Genomic DNA, 24519 nt, shown 5'->3' on the forward strand with positions numbered 1-24519 from the left:
GTGCAAACTTGTGGATAACCATAGTGAAAAGGGTCTGATAACCGGTAGTTATCCCAAGAATAACCCTTGCTGCTTTTTTCAGCTGTGCATAACTCGCCATTTCGATCCCAGCTTATACGGATCAGGATCACCGATCATTCACAGCAAACGATCCTCAATAACCGCCTGATCTGTGGAAGAAACCAGAGCTTATCCACAGAAACGCGGGATCCTAATAAGAGATCTAACAAAGAGATCCTTTAAAGAATAAAGATCTTACTTTTAACTACCCGACGATCCCGGCGCTTTCGTCATGCCACGAATTTGAGTAGAATCCACGCCCCAGGGCAATGATCCCTGATCGAACACTAACGAGGTATCTCCCCATGTTTTATCCCGATCCTTTTGACGTCATCGTCATCGGCGGCGGTCATGCAGGCACCGAAGCCGCAATGGCCGCAGCCCGCATGGGTCAACAAACGCTGCTGTTAACCCATAACATCGACACGCTGGGACAAATGTCCTGCAATCCGGCGATCGGCGGCATCGGAAAGGGACATCTGGTGAAAGAAGTGGATGCGATGGGCGGCCTGATGGCAAGCGCGATCGATCGCGCCGGCATCCAGTTTAGGATACTAAACGCAAGCAAAGGCCCTGCGGTGCGTGCCACTCGCGCTCAGGCCGATCGCGTGCTGTATCGTCAGGCGATCCGCACCGCGCTGGAAAACCAGCCAAACCTGATGATCTTCCAGCAGGCGGTCGAGGATCTGATCGTCGAAAACGATCGTGTGGTCGGCGCCATGACCCAGATGGGGCTGAAATTTCGCGCCCGCGCCGTGGTGCTGACGGTTGGCACCTTCCTTGACGGCAAAATTCATATCGGTCTCGATAACTACAGCGGCGGCCGCGCAGGCGATCCGCCCTCCATTCCGCTGGCGCGCCGTTTGCGCGAATTGCCGCTGCGCGTCAGCCGTCTGAAAACCGGTACCCCGCCGCGTATTGATGCCCGCACCATCGATTTCAGCGTGCTGGCGCCGCAGTACGGCGACGACCCGATGCCGGTCTTCTCGTTTATGGGCGATGCGTCGCAGCATCCGCAACAGGTTCCCTGCTACATCACCCATACCAACGAGCAGACGCACGAGGTGATCCGCAATAACCTCGATCGCAGCCCGATGTACGCCGGCGTGATCGAAGGGATCGGCCCGCGCTACTGCCCGTCGATCGAAGATAAAGTGATGCGCTTCGCCGATCGCAATGCGCATCAGATCTTCCTTGAGCCGGAAGGGCTGACCAGCAACGAAATTTATCCGAACGGTATCTCTACCAGCCTGCCGTTTGACGTACAGATGCAGATCGTGCGTTCGATGAAAGGGATGGAAAACGCGAAAATCGTGCGTCCGGGCTACGCCATTGAGTACGATTTCTTCGATCCGCGCGATTTGAAGCCGACGCTGGAAAGCAAATTTATTCAGGGTCTGTTCTTCGCCGGCCAGATCAACGGCACCACCGGTTACGAAGAAGCAGCGGCGCAGGGCATGCTGGCGGGTCTGAACGCCGGACGCCTCTCCGCAGAGAAAGAGACCTGGGCGCCGCGCCGCGATCAGGCTTACCTTGGCGTGTTGGTTGACGATCTCTGTACGCTGGGCACCAAAGAGCCCTACCGCATGTTTACCTCGCGTGCGGAATATCGCCTGATGCTGCGTGAAGACAACGCCGACCTGCGTCTGACCGAGACCGCGCGCGAGCTGGGTCTGGTCGACGATGCGCGCTGGGCGCGCTTCAACCAGAAGCTGGAAAGCATTGAGCAGGAGCGCCAGCGTCTGCGCGAGATGCACGTTCATCCGAAATCGGTGGATGTCGAGCGCGTCAACGCCGCGCTAAGCACCCCGCTGACCAAAGAGGCAAGCGGGGAAGATCTGCTGCGTCGTCCGGAGATGACCTACGCGCGTCTGATGTCGCTGCAGGGCTTTGGTCCGGCGCTTAGCGACGAGCAGGCTGCCGAACAGGTGGAAATTCAGGTTAAGTATGAAGGTTACATTGCGCGCCAGCAGGAAGAGATCGATCGCCAGCAGCGCAATGAGAATACCCTGCTGCCGGTAGATCTTGACTATCGCAACGTCAACGGCCTGTCGAATGAAGTGATCGCCAAGCTGAACGATCATAAACCTACATCGATCGGCCAGGCGTCGCGCATTTCAGGCATTACGCCTGCCGCTATCTCTATTTTGCTGATTTACCTGAAAAAACAGGGGCTGCTGCGTAAAAGCGCCTGATCATAAGGCGGGAAAACCGCCCCGTCCGGCAGTCGAAGCCGCGTTGTTTTCGGCTGCCGGATGTGCTGTCGTTTTTATCGCACCGGACGCTGTTTCGCCTTTAGCTACTGGAATATGCCGTGATTAATAAACTCTCTCAGCTGCTTAACGCCGCCAACATTTCTCTGTCCGATCAGCAAAAGCAACAGCTGGTAGGCTATGTTGAGCTGCTGCATAAGTGGAATAAAGCCTATAATCTCACCTCCGTACGCGATCCGCAGGAGATGCTGGTGCGCCACATTCTCGACAGCATCGTGGTGAGCCCTTATCTGCAAGGAGAGCGCTTTATCGATGTTGGCACCGGACCAGGCCTGCCGGGCATTCCGCTGGCGATTGTGCGGCCTGAAGCGCATTTTACGCTGCTGGATAGCCTGGGCAAGCGCGTCCGTTTTCTGCGTCAGGTGCAGTTTGCGCTGGGTCTGGGGAACGTGGAGCCGGTACAGAGCCGCGTCGAGGCGTTTAACGGCGAGCCGCCTTTTGATGGCGTCATCAGCCGCGCCTTCGCCTCGTTGAACGATATGGTGAGCTGGTGCCATCATCTGCCGGCGAAAGAAGGGCGTTTCTACGCGCTGAAAGGTCAGCGTCCCGATGATGAAATCGCCGCCTTGCCGCCGCAGTTTCGCGTAACCGAAGTCGTTGCGCTGAAGGTGCCGGAGCTGGAAGGCGAGCGTCACCTGGTGACGATTCAGTCAGTTTGACCTTGTCCCCGGTGCGGTTATGGTTGTACGCCGCGCCGCAAAGGAGGGCAGGGCGGTTAAAAGTTAATCGAACGAAACAGTTTTTATCAGCCCGCCGTGCGACAAATATTGTTGCCTGCGGGTTAAAACGGCGCGGTGAAATTATCTGAAACTTTCCGTAATATTTAACCTGGATTTTACAATGTTTTATCAGTCTGGCTACTTAATGGGAAAGCAAATCGGTGGCGAATCGCCGTGCGGGAAAATATATGCGCTTTGTCACGCGACGGAAGCAACCCTAATTCGGTGATTTAAATTTTACCCGCGATGTCAAATCCTCTGTTTTATCGTTCACTGCGGCGAAATAGCAGGTTTTTTGATTTAATGCGTTGAGTTTGTTGGTTTTTATTTGAATTTTCAGCGATTTATTTAAGATTATTCTTGTGCAATATATCAGCACCATATTAATGAATTGTGATCTATCGCACGCTTTATGAGCGCAAAGTTGACGGAATTGTTGTAACTGGCCTGCGGCTTGCTCCGTTGGCGAGTTTTCAAAAATAGGCCTGTCGAAAGAAATTTAAATAATTGTTCACCTTTACGCTACTTATCGATTGAAATCGCAGGTGCGGCCCGTATAATTTGCTCGTTTTTTGCTGCTTGACTCAAAAGAGCAAAGGCAGTTTTATACGACACGCGACATACCCCGATCGGGGCAGGAGAGTTTCAGCGTCATGTCAGTGTCTCTTTACAGTGTGAAATTAGCCCGGACCGTGCTGCTCTGGCAGCTGGCGACTTTGCTCGTTATCGGCGCGCTCTGTTTTGCCCTTAAAGATATCACCTGGGGCGCATCTGCCATCGCAGGTGGACTGGCAGCCTGGCTGCCAAACGTGTTGTTCGTAATTTTGGCCTGGCGCCTGGGCGCGCAAGCACCTGCTAAAGGGCGTATTGCCTGGAGCTTCGCGCTCGGCGAAGCGCTGAAAGTGTTTGTCACCATTGTTTTGCTCATTCTGGCGCTGGGCGTGCTTGATGCGGTGTTCGTGCCGGTCGGGCTGACCTGGTTATCGGTGCTGGTGGTTCAGATTGTGGCACCGGCTGTAATTAACAACAAAGGGTAAGAGGCATCATGGCTGCAGGAGAAATCTCTACTCCGCAAGATTACATAGGTCACCACCTGAACAACCTTCAGTTGGACCTGCGTACTTTCGAGCTGGTGAATCCGCACGACGCTCCGGCGACGTTTTGGGTATTAAATATTGATTCCATGTTTTTCTCCGTGGTGCTGGGTCTGATTTTCCTGGTGCTGTTCCGTAAAGTGGCCAATAGCGTCACCAGCGGCGTTCCGGGGAAATTACAGGCAGCTATTGAGCTGGTGGTCGGCTTCGTTGACGGTAACGTCCGCGATATGTACCACGGTAAAAGCAAACTTATCGCCCCGCTGGCGCTGACCATTTTCGTCTGGGTCTTCCTGATGAACTTTATGGATCTGCTGCCAATCGATTTTCTGCCATATATCGGTGAGCATGTCTTTGGTCTGCCTGCGCTGCGCGTAGTGCCGTCCGCTGACGTTAACGTCACGCTCTCCATGGCACTGGGCGTCTTTATTTTGATTCTGTTCTACAGCTTCAAAATGAAAGGTGTTGGTGGTTTCGCTAAAGAGCTGACCCTGCAACCCTTTAATCACCCGCTGTTCATTCCTATCAACCTGATTCTGGAAGGGGTGAGCCTGCTGTCCAAACCGGTATCTCTCGGTCTGCGACTGTTCGGTAACATGTATGCGGGTGAACTGATCTTTATCCTGATTGCGGGTCTGTTGCCGTGGTGGTCACAGTGGGTTCTGAGTGTGCCTTGGGCCATTTTCCACATCCTGATCATTTCGCTGCAGGCTTTCATTTTCATGGTCTTGACGATTGTCTATCTGTCGATGGCATCCGAAGAACATTGATTTTTTATTAACACTACTGCGTTTTAACTGAAACAAACTGGAGACTGTCATGGAAAACCTGAATATGGATCTGCTGTACATGGCTGCCGCTGTGATGATGGGCCTGGCGGCAATCGGTGCTGCGATCGGTATCGGCATCCTCGGAGGTAAATTCCTGGAAGGCGCCGCGCGTCAACCGGATCTGATCCCTCTGCTGCGTACGCAGTTCTTTGTTGTTATGGGTCTGGTGGATGCAATCCCGATGATCGCTGTAGGTCTGGGTCTGTACGTGATGTTCGCCGTCGCGGGTTAAGCGACAAGGCCAACAAGAGTTCATCGTCCTGGCGTGTTGAACGTCAGACGATGAGCGGATTCTGCGGGTTGTCTTCGATAACGGCAGAGTAAGTTAACTTAACGAGAGGCATTGTGCTGTGAACCTTAACGCAACAATCCTCGGCCAGGCCATCGCGTTCGTCCTGTTTGTCCTGTTCTGCATGAAGTACGTATGGCCGCCGATTATGGCTGCCATCGAAAAGCGCCAGAAAGAAGTCGCTGAAGGCCTTGCTTCTGCAGAACGCGCCAAAAAAGATTTGGATCTCGCACAGGCAACTGCGACCGACCAGCTGAAAAAAGCGAAAGAAGAAGCTCAGGTCATCATCGAGCAGGCGAACAAACGCCGCGCTCAGATCCTGGACGAAGTGAAAGCTGAAGCTGAGCAGGAACGTAACAAGATCGTGGCACAGGCGCAGGCGGAAATTGACGCCGAGCGTAAACGTGCGCGTGAAGAGTTGCGTAAGCAAGTCGCGATGCTGGCTGTGGCCGGCGCCGAGAAAATCATCGAACGTTCCGTGGATGAAGCTGCTAACAGCGACATCGTAGATAAACTGGTCGCTGAACTGTAAGGAGGGAGGGGCTGATGTCTGAACTGATTACTGTAGCTCGCCCCTACGCCAAAGCAGCTTTTGACTTTGCCGTTGAGCATCAAAGCATCGACCGTTGGCAGCAAATGCTGACGTTCGCTGCAGAAGTCGCTCGCAACGAACAGATGGCCGAATTGCTTTCCGGCGCGTTGGCGCCGGAAACCTTATCTGCCTCGTTCATCGCAGTCTGTGGTGACCAACTCGACGAAGCAGGTCAGAACCTTATCAAGGTTATGGCGGAAAACGGACGTTTGTCCGCGCTGCCGGCAGTACTGGAGCAGTACATTCAACTGCGTGACGCCTGGGAGGCAACCGCGGAAGTTGATGTCATCTCTGCCAGTGCGCTGAGCGACGAGCAGCTGACAAAAATCAGCGCCGCAATGGAAAAGCGTCTGTCACGCAAAGTTAAGCTGAATTGCAAAATCGATAAGTCTGTAATGGCAGGCGTTATCATCCAGGCGGGTGATATGGTCATTGATGGTAGCGTACGCGGCCGTCTTGAGCGTCTCGCAGACGTCTTGCAGTCTTAAGGGGACTGGAGCATATGCAACTGAATTCCACCGAAATCAGCGAACTGATCAAGCAGCGCATTGCTCAGTTCAATGTCGTGAGCGAAGCTCACAATGAAGGTACTATCGTTTCCGTCAGCGACGGCATCATCCGCGTACACGGCCTGGCCGATGTCATGCAGGGTGAGATGATCGCGCTGCCGGGCAACCGTTACGCAATCGCCCTGAACCTGGAGCGCGACTCCGTAGGTGCGGTGGTGATGGGTCCGTACGCCGACCTCGCCGAAGGCATGAAAGTAAAATGCACCGGCCGTATCCTGGAAGTTCCGGTTGGCCGTGGCCTGCTGGGCCGCGTAGTGAACACCCTGGGTGAAGCTATCGACGGTAAAGGTCCGGTTGAGCATGACGGTTTCTCTCCGGTTGAAGTTATCGCGCCGGGCGTTATCGATCGTCAGTCCGTTGATCAGCCGGTTCAGACTGGCTACAAATCTGTCGATGCGATGATCCCAATCGGCCGTGGCCAGCGTGAGCTGATCATCGGCGACCGTCAGACCGGTAAAACCGCTCTGGCGATCGACGCCATCATCAACCAGCGTGATTCCGGTATCAAATGCGTTTACGTCGCTATCGGCCAGAAAGCATCCACCATCGCTAACGTGGTGCGCAAACTGGAAGAACACGGCGCGCTGGCTAACACCATCGTGGTGGTCGCGTCCGCATCTGAATCCGCTGCGCTGCAGTACCTGGCACCTTACGCCGGCTGCGCAATGGGCGAATACTTCCGCGACCGCGGCGAAGACGCGCTGATCGTATACGATGACCTGTCCAAGCAGGCCGTTGCTTATCGTCAGATTTCTCTGCTGCTGCGCCGTCCGCCGGGCCGTGAAGCCTTCCCGGGCGACGTGTTCTATCTCCACTCTCGCCTGCTGGAGCGTGCCTCCCGCGTAAACGCCGACTATGTCGAAGCGTTCACTAAAGGTGAAGTGAAAGGTAAAACCGGCTCGCTGACCGCCCTGCCGATCATTGAAACGCAGGCGGGTGACGTTTCCGCGTTCGTTCCGACCAACGTAATCTCGATTACCGATGGTCAGATCTTCCTGGAATCTAACCTGTTCAACTCCGGTATCCGTCCGGCCGTTAACCCGGGTATCTCCGTATCCCGTGTTGGTGGTGCCGCACAGACCAAGATCGTGAAGAAACTGTCCGGCGGTATCCGTACCGCGCTGGCGCAGTATCGTGAACTGGCTGCGTTCTCGCAGTTCGCTTCCGATCTGGACGACGCGACCCGTAAACAGCTGAGCCACGGCCAGAAAGTGACTGAACTGCTGAAGCAGAAACAGTACGCGCCGATGTCCGTTGCCCAGCAGGGTCTGGTGCTGTTCGCCGCTGAGCGTGGCTACCTGAACGACGTCGAACTGGCGAAAATCGGTAGCTTCGAAGCTGCGCTGCTGGCGTATGCCGATCGCGAACACGCCGAGCTGATGCAGGAAATCAACCAAACTGGTAACTACAACAACGATATCGAAGAGAAGCTGAAAGGCCTCCTCGACACGTTTAAAGCAACCCAGTCCTGGTAATGTCTGGCGGCTTGTCTGAAAAGGCAGGCCGCAAGGCTTTGAGGAGAAGCTAATGGCCGGCGCAAAAGAGATACGTACCAAGATTGGAAGCGTAAAAAATACGCAGAAAATCACTAAAGCGATGGAAATGGTCGCCGCCTCCAAAATGCGTAAAACGCAGGAACGCATGGCGGCCAGCCGTCCGTATGCAGATACCATGCGCAAAGTGATTGGTCACATTGCGCTGGGTAATCTGGAATACAAGCACCCTTACCTGGAAGAGCGCGACGTTAAGCGCGTCGGCTATTTGGTCGTTTCTACCGACCGCGGGCTTTGTGGTGGTTTGAACATTAACCTGTTCAAAAAATTGCTGGCAGAGATGAAAACCTGGTCCGACAAAGGCGTTCAGAGCGATCTGGCGGTTATCGGTTCCAAGGGGCTGGCTTTCTTCGGTTCTGTCGGCGGCAACGTCGTGGCGCAGGTCACCGGCATGGGGGATAACCCTTCCCTGTCCGAGCTGATCGGTCCGGTGAAAGTCATGCTGCAGGCTTATGACGAAGGTCGTCTCGACAAGCTGTATGTGGTCAGCAACAAATTTAACAACACCATGTCCCAGACTCCAACCATCACCCAGCTGCTGCCGTTACCGCCAGCGGAAGGGGAAGACGAGTTGAAGAAAAAAACCTGGGATTACCTGTACGAACCGGATCCGAAATCGCTGCTGGATACCCTGCTGCGTCGTTATGTCGAATCTCAGGTTTATCAGGGTGTTGTGGAAAACCTGGCCAGCGAACAGGCCGCTCGTATGGTGGCGATGAAAGCGGCGACCGACAACGGCGGCAACCTGATCAAAGAGCTGCAGTTGGTTTACAACAAGGCTCGTCAGGCCAGCATCACCCAGGAACTTACCGAGATCGTCTCGGGGGCCTCCGCGGTTTAACCAGGTATACCCCGTCATTGTCGCGGCAGCCAACAGGCTACTCGCCGCCGGCAGTGCCGCGAAGCGCGATGCGCTTAGACAATGACGACGGGTAGAAACGAATTAGGTAGAGGATTCAAGATGGCAACTGGAAAGATTGTCCAGATCATCGGCGCCGTAGTTGACGTCGAATTCCCTCAGGACGCTGTACCGCAGGTGTACAACGCCCTTGAGGTTAAAAATGGTGATGCGCGTCTGGTGCTGGAAGTGCAGCAGCAGCTGGGCGGCGGCGTGGTTCGTACCATCGCGATGGGTACGTCTGACGGCCTGAAGCGTGGTCTGGAAGTAACCGACCTTAAAAAGCCGATTCAGGTACCGGTAGGTAAAGCGACCCTGGGTCGTATCATGAACGTGCTGGGCGAGCCGATCGACATGAAAGGCGAGCTGAAGGATGAAGACGGCGGCGTAGTAGAGATCGCCTCTATTCACCGTGCGGCACCTTCTTACGAAGATCAGTCAAACTCCCAGGAACTGCTGGAAACCGGCATCAAGGTTATCGACCTGATGTGTCCGTTCGCCAAGGGCGGTAAAGTCGGCCTGTTCGGCGGCGCGGGCGTAGGTAAAACCGTAAACATGATGGAGCTTATCCGTAACATCGCGGCTGAGCATTCAGGTTACTCGGTATTTGCCGGCGTCGGTGAGCGTACGCGTGAGGGTAACGACTTCTACCACGAAATGACCGACTCCAACGTAATCGACAAAGTTGCGCTGGTATACGGCCAGATGAACGAGCCGCCGGGCAACCGTCTGCGCGTGGCACTGACCGGTCTGACCATGGCGGAAAAATTCCGTGATGAAGGCCGCGACGTACTGCTGTTCATCGATAACATCTACCGTTACACCCTGGCCGGTACCGAAGTGTCCGCGCTGCTGGGTCGTATGCCGTCTGCAGTAGGCTACCAGCCGACGCTGGCGGAAGAGATGGGCGTGCTGCAGGAGCGTATTACCTCCACCAAGACCGGTTCAATCACCTCTGTACAGGCCGTATACGTCCCGGCGGATGACTTGACTGACCCGTCTCCGGCGACCACCTTCGCCCACCTCGACTCCACCGTTACGCTGAGCCGTCAGATCGCGTCTCTGGGTATCTACCCGGCCGTTGACCCGCTGGATTCCACCAGCCGTCAGCTGGATCCGCTGGTTGTGGGTCAGGAACACTACGACACGGCGCGTGGCGTGCAGTCTATTCTGCAGCGTTACCAGGAACTGAAAGACATCATCGCCATCCTCGGTATGGACGAGCTGTCTGAAGATGACAAACTGCTGGTGGCACGTGCGCGTAAGATCCAGCGCTTCCTGTCTCAGCCGTTCTTCGTTGCGGAAGTCTTCACCGGTTCTCCGGGTAAATACGTTACGCTGAAAGACACCATCCGTGGCTTTAAAGGCATTATGGAAGGTGAGTTCGACCACCTGCCAGAGCAGGCCTTCTACATGGTTGGCGCCATCGAAGAAGCCGTGGAAAAAGCGAAGAAACTGTAATTATTTCCCCTGCATCCATCAGGTCGCGGCGCCTTGATTGCGGATCGCCTGTATCAACAGGCGGTCCGGGAAAGCGAGCGCAGCTGGCGGCCTGACGGATAACGGGGCGGTTTTCCGGGAGGTTAACTATGGCTATGACTTATCACCTGGATGTCGTCAGCGCGGAACAGCAGATGTTCAGCGGGCTGGTGCAGAAAATCCAGGTGTCCGGCAGCGAAGGCGAACTGGGGATTTTCCCTGGCCATACGCCGCTGCTGACCGCCATTAAGCCTGGTATGGTGCGTATCGTTAAGCAGCACGGCGAAGAAGAGTTTATCTATCTCTCTGGCGGCGTGCTGGAAGTTCAGCCGGGTTCGGTTACCGTTCTGGCTGATACGGCGATCCGCGGTACCGACCTTGATGAAGCGCGCGCGCTGGAAGCGAAACGCAAAGCGGAAGAGCATATGAACAAAGCCCACGGCGACGTGGACTATGCTCAGGCTTCGGCCGAACTGGCGAAAGCCATCGCCAAGCTGCGCGTCATCGAACTGACCAAGAAAGCGATGTAATCAGGCTTAAAGCAGTTCACCGTGCCAGCCCCAACGGGCTGGCATTTTTATTTCCCCCGCCCTCTTCTTCTCTCTTGCTGCACAGCTAAAATTAAGCCATTGAAAAGCGCCTTTTTTCGTTGGATTTATCGCCAGACGCGGTGCATTCTTGGCGGTAGCGATTTGCCGAAAGCCGGTTAATTTCGTCATGAGAAAAATGTAGTAATCTCAGGGCGAAACCGTTTAACTTTCATCTGTAAAAATTTAATCAGGATAGCTATGTCTAACAGCGCAATGAGCGTGGTGATCCTTGCCGCCGGCAAGGGAACCCGCATGTATTCCGATCTTCCTAAAGTCCTGCACGTTCTGGCAGGAAAGCCTATGGTTCAACACGTTATCGATGCGGCGAAAGGTCTTGGCGCGCGCGCGATCAATCTGGTGTACGGCCACGGCGGCGACCTGCTGAAAGCGGCGCTGCGTGACGATGCGCTGAATTGGGTGCTGCAGGCTGAACAGCTGGGAACCGGACATGCGATGCAGCAGGCTGCGCCCTTCTTCGCCGACGACGAAGATATCCTGATGCTCTATGGCGACGTGCCGTTAATTACCGTCGATACGCTGGCGCGCCTGCGCGCGGCGAAACCGCAGGGTGGTATCGGCCTGCTGACGGTCACGCTGGACAATCCTACCGGCTATGGCCGCATCGTGCGGGAAAATGGCCAGGTCACCGGCATCGTTGAGCAGAAAGACGCTTCGCCGCAGCAGCTGGCGATTCAGGAGATCAATACCGGCATCCTGGTGGCCAACGGCGGCGATTTGAAGCGCTGGCTGAGCCAGCTGAACAATAACAATGCGCAGGGCGAATATTACATTACCGATATTATCGCGCTCGCCTGGGCGGAAGGCCGCCGTATCGAAACCGTCCAGCCGGCGCGCATCAGCGAAACCGAAGGCGTCAATAACCGCCTGCAGCTGGCGACGCTGGAACGCATTTATCAGGCTGAGCAGGCGGAAAAATTGCTGCTGGCGGGCGTGATGCTGCGCGATCCGGCCCGTTTCGACCTGCGCGGCGAGCTGCAACACGGCCGCGACGTCGAGATCGATAGCAACGTGATCCTTGAAGGCCGCGTCACGCTGGGCAACCGGGTTAAAATCGGCGCCGGCTGCGTGATTAAAAACAGCGTGATCGGCGACGGTTGCGAAATCAGCCCCTACAGCGTGATCGAAGATGCCGAGCTGGCCGCTGATTGCACTGTCGGTCCTTTTGCGCGTCTGCGTCCGGGCAGCCAGCTTGGCGAAGCGGCGCACGTCGGCAACTTCGTGGAGATGAAAAAGGCGACGCTGGGCAAAGGATCGAAAGCGGGCCATCTTAGCTATCTGGGCGACGCGGAGATCGGATCCGGGGTCAATATCGGTGCCGGCACCATTACCTGTAACTATGACGGCGCTAACAAATCAAAAACCGTCATCGGCGACGATGTTTTCGTCGGCTCCGATACGCAGCTGGTGGCGCCGGTTACCGTTGCCAGCGGGGCCACCATCGCCGCCGGCACGACCATCATGAAAGATGTCACCGCCGGCGAGCTGGTTTATAACCGTAAAGAACAGTTGCAAAAATCGGGCTGGCAACGCCCGGTGAAGAAGAAATAACAATAAACGCTCAGCTCTCCAGGCAGCATAGAGGCGGCGATGCCGCGCAGCATTGGACGCTTACTCAGGTAAGCGTCCGGTATATGCGGGACGCGCCAACGCAGGCAGCCTGAAGGATGAAGCGTATAACCCCCACTCTCTACAAGGCTCGGGGGAGCCGACAATGTCGGTATATCAGGTCAGATGACAACGCCGGGCGCAAGAGCGCCATGAGTCAGGAAGAAAACTATGTGTGGAATTGTTGGCGCGGTAGCGCAACGTGATATCGCGGAAATACTGCTGGAAGGTTTGCGCCGTCTGGAGTATCGCGGCTATGACTCCGCCGGTCTGGCGGTGGTGGATCGACAAGGGCACGTGACTCGCCTGCGTCGCGTAGGCAAGGTGCAAAAGCTCGCCGAAGCGGCAGAACAGCATCCGCTGATCGGCGGCACCGGCATCGCTCATACCCGTTGGGCCACCCACGGCGAGCCGTCCGAAGCGAATGCGCACCCGCATGTCTCTGAACATATCGTTATCGTGCATAACGGCATCATTGAAAACCATGAGCCGCTGCGCGAGCTGATGATTGAGCGCGGCTACCGCTTCGCGTCGGAAACCGATACCGAAGTGGTTGCGCATCTGGTGCATTGGGAACAGAAACAGGGCGGCAGCCTGCGCGAAGTGGTGCAGCGCGTCATCCCGCAGCTGCGCGGCGCTTACGGCATGGTGATTATGGACAGCCGCGATCCATCGCTGCTGGTGGCTGCGCGTTCAGGCAGCCCGCTGGTGATCGGCTGCGGCGTCGGCGAAAACTTTATCGCCTCCGATCAGCTGGCTCTGTTGCCGGTGACCCGCCGTTTTATCTATCTGGAAGAGGGCGATATCGCCGAGGTGACGCGTCGCGAGGTCACTATCGTCGACCGCGCGGGCCATCCGGTGAAGCGCAACGAGATCGAATCCAACGTGCAGTATGACGCCGGCGATAAAGGCGTTTACCGTCACTATATGCAGAAAGAGATCTACGAGCAGCCCAACGCGATTAAAAATACCCTGAGCGGGCGCTTCAGCCATGGCGAGGTCGATCTTTCCGAACTTGGCGCCGGCGCCAACGACCTGCTGAGCCAGGTTGAACATATTCAGATCATCGCCTGCGGCACCTCCTACAATTCCGGTATGGTCGCACGCTACTGGTTTGAATCGCTGGCGAACGTGCCGTGCGATGTCGAAATCGCCTCTGAATTCCGCTATCGCAAATCCGCAGTGCGTAAAAACAGCCTGCTGATCACCCTGTCACAGTCCGGTGAAACCGCCGATACGCTGGCGGCGCTGCGTCTGTCGAAAGAGCTGGGCTATCTTGGCTCACTGGCGATTTGCAACGTGGCGGGCTCATCACTGGTGCGCGAATCCGATCTGGCGCTGATGACCAAAGCGGGTACCGAAATCGGCGTGGCCTCGACCAAAGCCTTTACCACCCAGCTGACCGTGTTGCTGATGCTGGTGGCAAAAATCGGCCGCCTGAAAGGCGCGGACGCGCAGATTGAACACGATATTGTGCATGCGCTGCAGGCGCTGCCGAGCCGCATCGAGCAGATGCTGGCGCAGGATAAGATGATTGAAGCGCTGGCGGAAGATTTCTCCGACAAACATCATGCGTTGTTCCTGGGCCGTGGCGATCAATATCCGATCGCGATGGAAGGCGCGCTGAAGCTGAAAGAGATCTCCTACATCCATGCGGAAGCCTACGCCGCCGGCGAGCTGAAGCACGGCCCGCTGGCGCTGATCGACGCCGATATGCCGGTCATTGTGGTGGCGCCGAATAACGAGCTGCTGGAAAAACTGAAATCCAATATCGAAGAGGTGCGCGCGCGCGGCGGTCTGCTGTACGTGTTCGCCGATCGCGATACGGGCTTCGCCGACAGCGAAGGCATGAAGATTATCTCTCTGCCGCACGTGGAAGAGGTCATTGCGCCGATTTTCTACACCGTGCCGCTGCAGCTGCTCTCTTACCACGTGGCGCTGATTAAAGGCACCGATGTGGATCAGCCGCGCAATCTGGCGAAATCGGTCACTGTAGAATAAGGCCGACGTCAGGCTACTGACGCTGCGGTAAAATGAATCATCCGGCGAAGCCTGTTAAACGGCATCGCCGGATTTTTTATGGCTGAGGCCCGCTCCGGCGCAAACTGAAAAATTTTTTGTACAGCAAACAGGGTGTCATCCATAGTTGAAGCGCATGACAACCGTTTTTTCCTCTTCGGCACGGCGACGGCGGCGTACACTTTTCCGGCTGTCATATAACTGTCATATTTCCTACATCCCGCTGTCATTAAACTGTCCTATTTTCCCTCCTGCAGCAATCCTGATTCTTACTACAACGGCATACAGCCTGACTTTTACTCCCCCGGAGGGAATATGACACTGATGCGTAGCACCGTAGCCAAACTTGTTGCCGCCACCCTCTCCCTGAGCGCGGTTTCTGCTTTCGCAGCCACCGATCTCACCGGCGCAGGCGGCACCTTCCCGGCTCCGGTTTATGCCAAGTGGGCAGCAGATTATCAGCAAGCGACCGGCAGTAAAATCAACTACCAGGGGATTGGCTCTTCCGGCGGCGTGAAGCAGATCATTGCGAAAACAGTTGATTTCGGTGCGTCCGATGCGCCCATGAAAGATGAAGATCTGCAGAAAAACGGCCTGTTTCAGTTTCCGACCGTGATTGGCGGCGTGGTGCTGGCGATCAACCTGCCTGGCGTGCAATCCGGTCAGCTGACGCTGGATGGACAGACCGTCGGTGATATCTACCTCGGCAAAATCAAAAAGTGGAATGATCCGGCGATCGCCAAACTGAACCCGGGTCTGAAGCTGCCAGAAACCAATATCGCGGTAGTGCGTCGCGCTGACGGTTCAGGCACCTCCTTCGTCTTCACCAGCTACCTCTCTAAAGTGAACCAGGAGTGGAGCGAGAAAGTCGGCAAGGGCAACACCGTAAACTGGCCGACCGGTCTTGGCGGTAAAGGTAACGATGGCATCGCCGCGTTCGTTCAGCGTCTGCCAGGCTCCATCGGCTATGTGGAATACGCCTACGCCAAACAGAACAAGCTGAGCTACACCAAACTGATCGATGCCGATGGTCAGCCGGTATCCCCGACGGAAGAAACCTTCAGCAATGCGGCGAAAGGCGCTGACTGGAGCAAATCTTACGCGCAGGATCTGACGAACCAGAAAGGCAAAGACGCGTGGCCTATCACCACCACCACCTTCATTCTGATGTACAAGAACCAGACCAACGCCGATAAAGGCGCTGAAGTGCTGAAGTTCTTCGACTGGGCATATAAAGACGGCGATAAGACCGCGACCAGCCTGGATTACGCTACGCTGCCGGATGCGGTGGTTGAGCAGATCCGTTCTGACTGGAAAGCGCAGATCAAAGATGGCTCCGGTAAGGCGCTGTATCAGTAATGATTTAACGGTGCCACGCACTGTCGCAGGGGTCGGCTGAAGGCCGGCCCGCAGTATCCGGGCGGCTGAACGCCGCCCCTGTGAATTTCTTCTGTCGAGACTTTTATGGCTGAATCCAGGCCGTCCTTTAAGGCCCCGGGAAAACAAGGCGACATTCTTTTTGGCGCGCTGGTCAAACTGGCGGCGCTGATTGTGCTTTTGTTGCTTGGCGGCATCATTATCTCCCTGCTCATCTCCTCCTGGCCCAGCATTGAGAAATTCGGTTTCTCTTTCCTGTGGAATAAAGAGTGGGATGCCCCGAATGAAAACTTTGGCGCGCTGGTGCCTATTTACGGCACCGTCGTCACCTCCCTGATCGCGCTGCTGATCGCCGTGCCGGTCAGCTTCGGTATCGCACTGTTCCTGACCGAGCTGGCACCGGGCTGGCTGCGCCGCCCGCTGGGCGTGGCGATTGAGCTGCTGGCGGCCATCCCCAGCATCGTGTATGGCATGTGGGGGCTGTTTGTCTTCGCGCCGCTGTTCGCCGAATACTTCCAGACGCCGGTAGGCAATGTACTCTCCAGCATTCCGCTGGTCGGCGCGCTGTTTGAAGGCCCGGCGTTCGGCATCGGCATTCTCGCGGCAGGGGTGATTCTGGCGATCATGATTATCCCCTATATTGCCTCGGTAATGCGCGACGTGTTCGAACAGACACCGGTGATGATGAAAGAGTCCGCCTACGGCATCGGCTGCACCACCTGGGAGGTGATCTGGCGCATCGTGCTGCCCTTCACCAAAAACGGCGTGATCGGTGGGGTGATGTTGGGGCTGGGCCGCGCGCTCGGCGAAACCATGGCGGTGACCTTTATTATCGGCAACACCTACCAGCTCGACAGCGTCTCACTCTATATGCCGGGCAACAGCATCACCTCCGCGCTGGCGAATGAGTTCGCCGAAGCGGAATCGGGCGTGCATGTCGCCGCGCTGATGGAGCTGGGGCTGATCCTGTTCGTTATCACCTTTATCGTGCTGGCGATCTCTAAGCTGATGATTTTACGACTGGCGAAAAGTGAAGGGGCGCGCTCATGACCACGCTCGATCTGCATGCCCGCACCGAGCTGCAGGCCTCGCGCCGCAAAATGCAGGCGCGCCGCAGTCTCCGTAACAAAATTGCGCTGACGCTCTCTATGCTGACGATGGCGTTCGGCCTGTTCTGGCTGGTGTGGATCCTGTTCACCACCATTACGCGCGGCGTCGACGGCTTTTCGCTGGCGCTGTTTACCGAAATGACGCCGCCGCCGAATACCGCGGGCGGCGGGCTGGCCAACGCCATCGCCGGCAGTGGCCTGCTGATCCTGTGGGCGACGCTGTTCGGCACCCCGCTGGGCATCATGGCCGGGATCTACCTGGCAGAATATGGCCGCAAATCCTGGCTGGCCGAAGTGATCCGCTTTATCAACGATATCCTGCTGTCGGCGCCATCGATTGTTGTCGGGCTGTTCGTTTACACCCTCGTGGTCGCGCAGATGCAGCACTTCTCCGGCTGGGCGGGGGTGATCGCGCTGGCGCTGCTGCAGGTGCCGATCGTTATCCGCACCACGGAAAATATGCTGAAGCTGGTGCCGGATAGCCTGCGCGAAGCGGCCTACGCGTTGGGTACGCCAAAATGGAAAATGATCTCCGCCATTACGCTGAAAGCCTCGGTATCCGGGATTATCACCGGCGTGCTGCTGGCGGTGGCGCGCATCGCCGGCGAGACCGCCCCGCTGCTGTTTACCTCGCTGTCGAACCAGTTCTGGAGTACCGACATGATGCAGCCGCTGGCCAACCTGCCGGTCACTATCTTTAAGTTCGCCATGAGTCCTTTTGCCGAATGGCAAAGCCTGGCCTGGGCTGGCGTTCTGCTGATCACGCTCTGCGTCCTGCTGTTAAATATTCTGGCGCGCGTGATTTTTGCCAAATCAAAACACTAATTTACCGCGACGTGACAACGGCGCGGCGTGAAGAGAAAGAGAAAACTATGGTTAATCAGTCATCCGGCAAAATTCAGGTACGCGATCTGAACTTTTACTACGGTAAATTCCATGCACTGAAAAACATCAACCTGGATATCGCGACAAACCAGGTCACCGCCTTTATCGGGCCGTCCGGCTGCGGCAAATCCACTCTGCTGCGCACCTTCAACAAGATGTTCTCCCTCTATCCGGAGCAGCGCGCCGAAGGCGAGATCCTGCTGGATGGCGAAAACATTCTTACCGAATCCCAGGATATCGCCCTGCTGCGCGCGCGCGTTGGCATGGTGTTCCAGAAGCCGACGCCGTTCCCGATGTCGATTTACGACAATATCGCTTTCGGCGTACGCCTGTTTGAAAAGCTGCCGCGTGCGGATATGGATGAGCGCGTGCAGTGGGCGTTAAGCAAAGCGGCGCTATGGAACGAAACCAAAGACAAGCTGCATCAGAGCGGTTACAGTCTCTCCGGCGGCCAGCAGCAGCGGCTTTGTATCGCGCGCGGCATCGCCATTCGCCCGGAAGTGCTACTGCTGGATGAACCTTGCTCGGCGCTGGATCCGATCTCCACCGGCCGCATCGAGGAGCTGATCACCGAGCTGAAGCAGGATTACACCGTGGTGATCGTTACGCACAATATGCAGCAGGCGGCGCGCTGTTCCGACCATACCGCCTTTATGTACCTGGGCGAGCTGATCGAATTCAGCGATACCGACACCCTGTTTACGAAGCCGCATCAGAAGCAGACTGAAGACTATATTACTGGCCGCTATGGTTAACTGGAGCGCTGTATGGATAATTTGAACCTGAATAAACACATCTCCGGCCAGTTTAACGCTGAGCTTGAGCATATCCGCACCCAGGTCATGATCATGGGCGGGCTGGTGGAGCAGCAGCTCACTGACGCCATCACCGCGATGCATAATCAGGATGGCGAGCTGGCGAAGCGCGTTATTGATGGCGACCAGAAGGTCAACATGATGGAAGTGGAGATTGATGAGGCCTGCGTGCGCATTATCGCCAAGCGGCAGCCGACCGCCAGCGATCTGCGTCTGGTGATGGCGATCATCAAAACCATTTCCGAGCTGGAGCGCATCGGCGACGTGGCGGAGAAGATCAGCCGCACCGCGCTGGAGAAGTTTGGTCAACAGCATCAGCCGCTGCTGGTCAGCCTGGAGTCGCTGGGCCATCACACCATTCAGATGCTGCACGACGTGCTGGACGCCTTCGCGCGGATGGATTTAAGCGCGGCGATTGAAATCTATCGTGAAGATAAAAAGGTCGATCAGGAGTATGAGGGCATCGTGCGTCAGCTGATGACCTATATGATGGAAGATCCGCGCACCATTCCCAGCGTGCTGACCGCGCTGTTCTGCGCACGCGCCATCGAGCGCATCGGCGATCGCTGCCAGAATATCTGCGAGATTATTTTCTACTTTGTTAAAGGCCAGGATTTCCGTCACGTCGGCGGCGATCGGCTGGATAAGCTGCTGGCGGGCGACGAAAACGGCAGCAGCCCGGCCTGATATCCTTTGCCGCGTTCAGCGCAGCCGTCCGGCTGCGCTGTTCCCTTCTCTTCCCGACGTCTAACGCGTCAGCGACCAGCCGCGTTCGCGCCACAGCGCCGGCAGCTGCGCCAGGTCGTCGAAAGGCGTCACCAGCGGATGATCGATCGGCCGGTTATGGGCATCGGCGCAGTAATAGAACACGGGAATGCCCGCCGCGATACCGGCATTAGCGCCCGCTTCGGAATCGTCGATCAGTGCGCAGCGCGCAATCGGTACCTGCATCTGCTGCGCCGCGTGGAACATCAGCTGCGGGTCCGGTTTCCAGTGGCCGATATCGTAGCCGCTGTACAACCGGTCATCAAAAAACGAGAGCATATCGGTCAGCCCCAGCGAGTGCTGCATTTTCGGCACGGTGCCGTTGGAGACCACGCACATCGGCACGGTGATCTGCTCCAGCAGCGCTCTGGCGCCGGGGATCGGCTGCAGATGTGCGTCAAACAGGCGCGCTACCTGCTGGCGATATTCCCGCTCGATCGCGTCCACTGGCGCGTTCAGGGGATACTGGCGGCCGACGTCGGCGATAATGTCGTAAAGCTTTACGCCTTTGTACTTTTCAAACATCTCCTGCAGCGACAGTTCGGCGCCGTAGCGGGCGAAGGTATCCACATAGGCCTGGGTGCAAAGGCGCTCGCTATCCACCAGCGTCCCGTCGCAGTCAAAAAACAGACATTCAATGCTCATTTATGCGTCATCCTTAATAGTGGTGTCAGGCTCACTTTAACCGACTGAGCCAGGAATGCGACCCGACAAGGCGGATTTAAGCCAAACCGCAACCGTTTGCGAAAAATCAGTGTACTGTTGGGCCAAAATCGCTAGCATACGCGGCGACCTCTTTTCCCGTTCGGATGTAACAGATGACTAAACAAGGCCTATTACAGCGGCTGTTCCGGCTTCAGGAACATGGCACGACGGTGCGAACCGAAGTGATTGCCGGTTTTACCACCTTCCTGACGATGGTTTACATCGTCTTTGTTAACCCGCAGATCCTCGGCGCCGCCGGCATGAATACCCAGGCGGTATTTGTTACCACCTGCCTGATTGCCGCGCTGGGCAGTATCCTGATGGGGATCGTCGCCAATCTGCCGGTGGCGCTGGCACCGGCGATGGGGCTGAACGCCTTTTTCGCTTTCGTGGTGGTCGGCGCGATGGGCTACTCCTGGCAGGTGGGTATGGGCGCCATTTTCTGGGGGGCGATCGGCCTGCTGCTGCTGACGCTGTTCCGCGTGCGTTACTGGATGATCGCCAATATCCCGCTGAGCCTGCGTACCGGCATCACCGCCGGCATCGGTCTGTTTATCGCCCTGATGGGGCTGAAAAACGCCGGCATCATTGTCGGCAACGAGGCGACGCTGGTGGCAGTGGGCGATCTCTCCTCTCACAGCGTACTGCTGGGCGCGCTGGGCTTCTTTATCATCGCGGTGCTGGCGTCGCGCAACGTCCATGCGGCGGTGCTGATCTCGATTATCGTCACCACGCTGGCGGGCCTGATGCTGGGCGATGTGAAATACAGCGGCATCTTTTCTGCGCCGCCGGCTATCGGCTCGGTTATCGGGCAGGTTGATGTGGGCGGGGCGTTAAACATCAGCATGGCGGGCGTGATCTTCTCCTTTATGCTGGTTAACCTGTTCGACTCCTCCGGCACGCTGATCGGCGTCACCGACAAGGCGGGCCTGGCAGATAAAGAGGGCAAGTTCCCGCGAATGAAACAGGCGCTGCTGGTGGATAGCGTCAGCTCCGTCGCCGGCGCCGCGATCGGTACCTCGTCGGTAACCGCGTATATCGAAAGCTCGTCCGGCGTCTCCGTCGGTGGACGCACCGGCCTGATGGCGGTGGTAACCGGTATTCTGTTTCTGCTGGTGATGTTCCTGTCGCCGCTGGCGTCGATGGTGCCCGGCTACGCTGCGGCGGGCGCGCTGATCTATGTCGGCGTGCTGATGACATCCAGCCTGGCGCGCGTACAGTGGGACGATCTCACCGAGGCGGTGCCGGCGTTCGTGACGGCGGCGATGATGCCGTTCAGCTTCTCGATCACCGAAGGCATTGCGCTGGGCTTTATCGCCTACTGCGTCATGAAGGCGGGAACGGGACGCTGGCGTGAAATCAGCCCCTGCGTGGTGGTCGTGGCGCTGCTGTTCGTACTGAAAATCGCCTTTATCGATTCCCACTGATCGCCAAACGGCTGCAGCCCCGCTGCTGCAGCTGTTTTTCCAGCGGCATGCTGGTGAGCCGCAACGTCTGCGGCCCCATATTCGCTTTATTCATCTCAATATCACGCAGCGCGGTCCAGTTATGCAGATCGTCAATCTCCCACAGCCGTAGCCGGCTGGTGGCGGGCGAGAGCGCGCATGACCAGATCAGCAACGGTTCGACATCGCACACCGCCTGCACGTCGGGAAACACCGGCGAGCGCAGACGCCCCGAGGCGGGATGAAGCTGCAGAGTGCCGCCGCAATCGTTTTTTTCACCGGTTAACTTGAGAATGCTCTGGCGCAGCGTCCAGATTTGCGTGATCGCTTCCAGCGGATCCTGCTGCGCATTGATCCAGGCTTTTTCGCCCGAAGAGAGATGCTGCAGATGGTGTTCCACCGTCTGGCGGCTGTGGGCGCGCACCATTTCCATATCCAGCCCGGCGCGGCTCTGCTCTTCCGCCAGCAGCACACCGATCACATTGCCGGCATAGGCAATGCTGAAATCGGGCAGGTCGGGGTCGATAAAACAGGGGCGGCCGTTAGCGGTGGTGGTTAAGCCGGGCAGCTGCGGCATTCCATATACGCGCAGCATCAGCTCAGCCAGCAACATGCGCGCCGCCAGATAGCGGCTTCGACGTTTCTCGCTGAGAAAGCGGGCCTTTTCCACTACATCCGCAGGAATACGCTGAACGTCCGCCCGGCTTTGGGCAAGCGTCCAGCGTACAAAATGACTTGCCATCTGTCGCTCCGTGAAAATGGTCGGATAATCATCAATGGTATTGTAAGAATTTTCTGAGGCATTTGCACCCGGCTTTCCCCCGGCCGGGCGCTTTTCGGAATAGGTTTAAATTTGCGCGGCGCCAGCAGAACGGGCGCCGGCGCCGGTTGGCGGCGGGATTCAGGCAAAGCGGCAGGCGTCGTCAAAAGCGAGGCGGGGAAGCCGTGGGTGCAGCTTTTCAGCCACGCCGTAGCCGAGGTTGATCAGCATGTTCGCCTGCCAGTGGCCGTCGGCGAAAAACAGCCGGTTGACCTGTTCGGCATCGAACCCGGACATCGGGCCGGCATCCAGGCCCAGCGCGCGCGCCGCCAGGATCAGATAGCCCGCCTGCAGGCTGCTGTTACGAAACGCGGTCTCGGCGGCAACCGCCGGGCTGCTGGTAAACCAGCTGCGCGCGTCCGCCCAGGGGAACAGCTCGGGCAGCCTGTCATAAAAGCGGCTGTCTGAGGCGACGATAACCGTCACCGGCGCCGACAGGGTTTTTTCCACGTTGCCGCTGGAGAGGGCCGGCCGCAGCCGTTCCTTGCCCTGCGCGCTGGTGATAAACACAAAGCGGCCAGGCGAGGCATTTGCGGAGGTGGGCGCAAGGCTGACGATGTCATAGAGCTGGCGCAGCAGCGCGGCATCGACCGCTTTATCCTGCCAAAAGCTGTGGGTACGGGCAGCGGTAAATAAGGTTTCCAGCGCCTGCGGGGTTAAGGGTACGGACATAACGATCTCCCTGAGGTTCAGATACGGCGATAGGGGCATGCAGGATGTGCTGCGGCGTTGCTCTTACAGCCTGATGCGCGCAGACGACGGCTGGCGATGCGCGGCCGAAGAAAGGACGCCGCGATAAAAGGGTAACGGCCGCCTCTGCTGCTGACCAAGAGGATTTTTTTATGTATCGGGCGGTAGGGAATGCCGCCTTAGCGCGGCTCGTCAGGTTAAGACTGGTCTTTAAACAGGCTCAAGACTCGTCTGATAAATAAAGGACGCGACAAGTGGCAGCATTAATTGATGGGTCAAAACGGTGAAGAGCCGGCCGGGCGTCTTTTTTAATATTAATCTCCTTTAGCCTTTTATCCTCACAGGCGGCTTACGCATGCCCGCTTTTTATCATAAAAACGGCTTATTGTTTGAATAGTTAATTATGTCTTGCTGTGAAAACAGTTATTGCCGTGGGAAATAATTACGCCGGCTTTACTGTTTTTCACTTGTTATCTTGTCTGTGGCGCGGCTTGTTAATAAGGAATGAAGCTATTAGAATCGCTCAGATTTATTTCTTAAGCTGAAATAAATCAGCACTACAGCAAAGGAACGTCGCTGTATTTTGCTTTGTCTGCAAGCAACCAGCCGCAGTCAGGCTGGACTGGGAAAAGGATATCTTAATATGTTGGACATTAACTTAGCGATATCGGATAAATATCCTGCTATTCAGTGCTTCCTTTGTCATTACGCCAGAGAGGAGTTGGGCTGTAATATCATCGCCGATTTTTCCTTAAGCGAGATGGACAAGCGCGACTCCGCCGCCCGGCAGAGAATAGACGCCATCATTACAGACCTCTCTTACTGTAACGATGACCGTCAGCTTTACGGCGTGGCGAAGATCCGCGCCATCCAGCGCGCGCTGCCCGAAGCGAAGGTGGTACTGTATGTTGAGTATGACAATCTGTCGATTCTGAAAAAAGCGATCAGCTACGGCGCTGATGCGATTGTCAGTAAGTACGATCCGGTCAGCGAAATAAAAAAGGCGCTGAATGAGATCTTCTCCCGACCTCATCATCGCGTTTACCTGTCGGCCTTTATTAACGCTATCGTGGAAAGCGAGACGGAAAAAAGCGTCCGCCTGACGGCGAAAGAGTGGGAGATAATACGACTCTATTCTATGGGGCTTTCTCTTTCCAGTATTGCGAAAAAACAAAACCGCGCGGTCAGTACGGTGGCTACGCAAAAATATAATGCGATGAAAAAACTGAATGTGAATACCAACAGCGAACTCATTCAGTATGCGTGCATGAATAATATTATTTAATTGCGCATTCTTATCAGAAAAGGATTTTGGTA

Annotated in this window: 24 protein-coding genes; 20 read left to right on the forward strand and 4 right to left on the reverse strand. The window is 56.4% G+C overall.

Annotated elements, in window-relative coordinates; genetic code table 11:
• Positions 1-365 precede the first annotated feature (365 nt).
• From mnmG to glmS, 13 genes are all read left to right on the forward strand, one after another.
• Positions 366-2255 (forward strand): tRNA uridine-5-carboxymethylaminomethyl(34) synthesis enzyme MnmG, encoded by a 1890-nt coding sequence (gene mnmG, locus C2E15_RS00005; protein ID WP_104955579.1) that lies wholly within the window; start codon positions 366-368, stop codon positions 2253-2255.
• Between the two features lie 119 nt (positions 2256-2374).
• Positions 2375-2992 carry a 16S rRNA (guanine(527)-N(7))-methyltransferase RsmG gene (gene rsmG / locus C2E15_RS00010; protein WP_104955580.1) on the forward strand — a complete coding sequence of 206 codons (618 nt, stop codon included), beginning with the start codon at positions 2375-2377 and terminating at the stop codon, positions 2990-2992.
• Between the two features lie 713 nt (positions 2993-3705).
• Positions 3706-4089, forward strand: a complete 384-nt coding sequence (gene atpI / locus C2E15_RS00015; RefSeq protein ID WP_104955581.1) for a F0F1 ATP synthase subunit I — start codon at positions 3706-3708, stop codon at positions 4087-4089.
• Between the two features lie 8 nt (positions 4090-4097).
• Positions 4098-4916 carry a F0F1 ATP synthase subunit A gene (gene atpB / locus C2E15_RS00020; protein ID WP_038629264.1) on the forward strand — a complete coding sequence of 273 codons (819 nt, stop codon included), beginning with the start codon at positions 4098-4100 and terminating at the stop codon, positions 4914-4916.
• 49 nt (positions 4917-4965) lie between these two features.
• The gene (gene atpE / locus C2E15_RS00025; protein WP_038629267.1) at positions 4966-5208 is read left to right on the forward strand and encodes a F0F1 ATP synthase subunit C; all 243 of its coding nucleotides are present in this window, start codon (positions 4966-4968) and stop codon (positions 5206-5208) included.
• Between the two features lie 118 nt (positions 5209-5326).
• Positions 5327-5797, forward strand: coding sequence for a F0F1 ATP synthase subunit B (gene atpF, locus C2E15_RS00030; RefSeq protein ID WP_103060313.1), 471 nt, complete (start codon positions 5327-5329; stop codon positions 5795-5797).
• A 14-nt stretch (positions 5798-5811) separates the two neighbouring features.
• Positions 5812-6345, forward strand: a complete 534-nt coding sequence (atpH, locus tag C2E15_RS00035) for a F0F1 ATP synthase subunit delta (protein ID WP_104955582.1) — start codon at positions 5812-5814, stop codon at positions 6343-6345.
• A gap of 14 nt (positions 6346-6359) precedes the next feature.
• A complete protein-coding gene (atpA, locus tag C2E15_RS00040; protein ID WP_104955583.1) occupies positions 6360-7901 on the forward strand; it encodes a F0F1 ATP synthase subunit alpha in 1542 nt (513 codons plus the stop codon).
• Positions 7902-7953: 52 nt separating this feature from the next.
• The gene (gene atpG / locus C2E15_RS00045) at positions 7954-8820 is read left to right on the forward strand and encodes a F0F1 ATP synthase subunit gamma (protein WP_104955584.1); all 867 of its coding nucleotides are present in this window, start codon (positions 7954-7956) and stop codon (positions 8818-8820) included.
• Between the two features lie 120 nt (positions 8821-8940).
• A complete protein-coding gene (gene atpD / locus C2E15_RS00050) occupies positions 8941-10338 on the forward strand; it encodes a F0F1 ATP synthase subunit beta (protein ID WP_104955585.1) in 1398 nt (465 codons plus the stop codon).
• 128 nt (positions 10339-10466) lie between these two features.
• Positions 10467-10886: a F0F1 ATP synthase subunit epsilon gene (locus C2E15_RS00055; RefSeq protein WP_104955586.1), complete on the forward strand. Its 420-nt coding sequence runs from the start codon at positions 10467-10469 to the stop codon at positions 10884-10886.
• Positions 10887-11144: 258 nt separating this feature from the next.
• Positions 11145-12515: a bifunctional UDP-N-acetylglucosamine diphosphorylase/glucosamine-1-phosphate N-acetyltransferase GlmU gene (glmU, locus tag C2E15_RS00060; RefSeq protein ID WP_104955587.1), complete on the forward strand. Its 1371-nt coding sequence runs from the start codon at positions 11145-11147 to the stop codon at positions 12513-12515.
• Between the two features lie 228 nt (positions 12516-12743).
• On the forward strand, positions 12744-14573 hold the full coding sequence (gene glmS, locus C2E15_RS00065) for a glutamine--fructose-6-phosphate transaminase (isomerizing) (RefSeq protein WP_104955588.1): 1830 nt from the start codon (positions 12744-12746) through the stop codon (positions 14571-14573).
• Positions 14574-14581: 8 nt separating this feature from the next.
• Here glmS and C2E15_RS22160 read toward each other — a convergent pair whose 3' ends face one another.
• On the reverse strand, positions 14582-14716 hold the full coding sequence (locus tag C2E15_RS22160) for a hypothetical protein (protein ID WP_281257532.1): 135 nt from the start codon (positions 14714-14716) through the stop codon (positions 14582-14584).
• 190 nt (positions 14717-14906) lie between these two features.
• Here C2E15_RS22160 and pstS point away from each other — a divergent pair, with 190 nt between their 5' ends.
• The 5 genes from pstS (at position 14907) to phoU (ending at position 19464) form a co-directional block, all read left to right on the forward strand.
• On the forward strand, positions 14907-15950 hold the full coding sequence (pstS, locus tag C2E15_RS00075) for a phosphate ABC transporter substrate-binding protein PstS (protein ID WP_104955590.1): 1044 nt from the start codon (positions 14907-14909) through the stop codon (positions 15948-15950).
• 105 nt (positions 15951-16055) lie between these two features.
• The gene (gene pstC / locus C2E15_RS00080; RefSeq protein ID WP_104955591.1) at positions 16056-17018 is read left to right on the forward strand and encodes a phosphate ABC transporter permease PstC; all 963 of its coding nucleotides are present in this window, start codon (positions 16056-16058) and stop codon (positions 17016-17018) included.
• On the forward strand, positions 17015-17902 hold the full coding sequence (pstA, locus tag C2E15_RS00085) for a phosphate ABC transporter permease PstA (RefSeq protein ID WP_104955592.1): 888 nt from the start codon (positions 17015-17017) through the stop codon (positions 17900-17902). Before pstC ends, pstA begins: the two co-directional genes overlap by 4 nt.
• Positions 17903-17949: 47 nt before the next feature.
• Complete coding sequence (gene pstB / locus C2E15_RS00090) at positions 17950-18717, forward strand: phosphate ABC transporter ATP-binding protein PstB (protein ID WP_104955593.1); 768 nt, start codon at positions 17950-17952, stop codon at positions 18715-18717.
• A 12-nt stretch (positions 18718-18729) separates the two neighbouring features.
• Positions 18730-19464 (forward strand): phosphate signaling complex protein PhoU, encoded by a 735-nt coding sequence (gene phoU / locus C2E15_RS00095; protein ID WP_104955594.1) that lies wholly within the window; start codon positions 18730-18732, stop codon positions 19462-19464.
• 60 nt (positions 19465-19524) lie between these two features.
• Here the strand turns inward: phoU and yieH are convergent, their stop codons facing one another.
• Positions 19525-20187, reverse strand: a complete 663-nt coding sequence (gene yieH, locus C2E15_RS00100) for a 6-phosphogluconate phosphatase (RefSeq protein WP_104955595.1) — start codon at positions 20185-20187, stop codon at positions 19525-19527.
• Between the two features lie 173 nt (positions 20188-20360).
• On the opposite strand from yieH, the gene C2E15_RS00105 reads away from it, so the two are divergent.
• Positions 20361-21674, forward strand: coding sequence for an NCS2 family permease (locus tag C2E15_RS00105; protein WP_104955596.1), 1314 nt, complete (start codon positions 20361-20363; stop codon positions 21672-21674).
• Here C2E15_RS00105 and C2E15_RS00110 read toward each other — a convergent pair.
• Both C2E15_RS00110 and C2E15_RS00115 read right to left on the reverse strand, forming a co-directional pair.
• Positions 21658-22434: a 4'-phosphopantetheinyl transferase family protein gene (locus C2E15_RS00110; protein ID WP_104955597.1), complete on the reverse strand. Its 777-nt coding sequence runs from the start codon at positions 22432-22434 to the stop codon at positions 21658-21660. The two genes, C2E15_RS00105 and C2E15_RS00110, sit on opposite strands and share 17 nt — an antisense overlap.
• A 159-nt stretch (positions 22435-22593) precedes the next feature.
• The gene (locus tag C2E15_RS00115; RefSeq protein WP_104955598.1) at positions 22594-23184 is read right to left on the reverse strand and encodes a malonic semialdehyde reductase; all 591 of its coding nucleotides are present in this window, start codon (positions 23182-23184) and stop codon (positions 22594-22596) included.
• Positions 23185-23845: 661 nt separating this feature from the next.
• Between C2E15_RS00115 and C2E15_RS00120 the strand changes: the two genes are divergently transcribed.
• Positions 23846-24487, forward strand: a complete 642-nt coding sequence (locus C2E15_RS00120) for a LuxR C-terminal-related transcriptional regulator (protein ID WP_104955599.1) — start codon at positions 23846-23848, stop codon at positions 24485-24487.
• The last annotated feature ends 32 nt before the right edge of the window (positions 24488-24519 follow it).

This window comes from Mixta gaviniae, from assembly GCF_002953195.1.
Taxonomy (GTDB): domain Bacteria; phylum Pseudomonadota; class Gammaproteobacteria; order Enterobacterales; family Enterobacteriaceae; genus Mixta; species Mixta gaviniae.

Coding starts and splice junctions, on each gene's coding strand:
- mnmG (WP_104955579.1), top strand. CDS start 366: ATGTTTTATCCCGATCCTTTTGACGTCATCGTCATCGGCGGCGGTCAT.
- atpI (WP_104955581.1), top strand. CDS start 3,706: ATGTCAGTGTCTCTTTACAGTGTGAAATTAGCCCGGACCGTGCTGCTC.
- atpB (WP_038629264.1), top strand. CDS start 4,098: ATGGCTGCAGGAGAAATCTCTACTCCGCAAGATTACATAGGTCACCAC.
- atpE (WP_038629267.1), top strand. CDS start 4,966: ATGGAAAACCTGAATATGGATCTGCTGTACATGGCTGCCGCTGTGATG.
- atpH (WP_104955582.1), top strand. CDS start 5,812: ATGTCTGAACTGATTACTGTAGCTCGCCCCTACGCCAAAGCAGCTTTT.
- atpA (WP_104955583.1), top strand. CDS start 6,360: ATGCAACTGAATTCCACCGAAATCAGCGAACTGATCAAGCAGCGCATT.
- atpG (WP_104955584.1), top strand. CDS start 7,954: ATGGCCGGCGCAAAAGAGATACGTACCAAGATTGGAAGCGTAAAAAAT.
- atpD (WP_104955585.1), top strand. CDS start 8,941: ATGGCAACTGGAAAGATTGTCCAGATCATCGGCGCCGTAGTTGACGTC.
- C2E15_RS00055 (WP_104955586.1), top strand. CDS start 10,467: ATGGCTATGACTTATCACCTGGATGTCGTCAGCGCGGAACAGCAGATG.
- glmU (WP_104955587.1), top strand. CDS start 11,145: ATGTCTAACAGCGCAATGAGCGTGGTGATCCTTGCCGCCGGCAAGGGA.
- glmS (WP_104955588.1), top strand. CDS start 12,744: ATGTGTGGAATTGTTGGCGCGGTAGCGCAACGTGATATCGCGGAAATA.
- C2E15_RS22160 (WP_281257532.1), bottom strand. CDS start 14,716: ATGGATGACACCCTGTTTGCTGTACAAAAAATTTTTCAGTTTGCGCCG.
- pstS (WP_104955590.1), top strand. CDS start 14,907: ATGACACTGATGCGTAGCACCGTAGCCAAACTTGTTGCCGCCACCCTC.
- pstC (WP_104955591.1), top strand. CDS start 16,056: ATGGCTGAATCCAGGCCGTCCTTTAAGGCCCCGGGAAAACAAGGCGAC.
- pstA (WP_104955592.1), top strand. CDS start 17,015: ATGACCACGCTCGATCTGCATGCCCGCACCGAGCTGCAGGCCTCGCGC.
- pstB (WP_104955593.1), top strand. CDS start 17,950: ATGGTTAATCAGTCATCCGGCAAAATTCAGGTACGCGATCTGAACTTT.
- phoU (WP_104955594.1), top strand. CDS start 18,730: ATGGATAATTTGAACCTGAATAAACACATCTCCGGCCAGTTTAACGCT.
- yieH (WP_104955595.1), bottom strand. CDS start 20,187: ATGAGCATTGAATGTCTGTTTTTTGACTGCGACGGGACGCTGGTGGAT.
- C2E15_RS00105 (WP_104955596.1), top strand. CDS start 20,361: ATGACTAAACAAGGCCTATTACAGCGGCTGTTCCGGCTTCAGGAACAT.
- C2E15_RS00110 (WP_104955597.1), bottom strand. CDS start 22,434: ATGGCAAGTCATTTTGTACGCTGGACGCTTGCCCAAAGCCGGGCGGAC.
- C2E15_RS00115 (WP_104955598.1), bottom strand. CDS start 23,184: ATGTCCGTACCCTTAACCCCGCAGGCGCTGGAAACCTTATTTACCGCT.
- C2E15_RS00120 (WP_104955599.1), top strand. CDS start 23,846: ATGTTGGACATTAACTTAGCGATATCGGATAAATATCCTGCTATTCAG.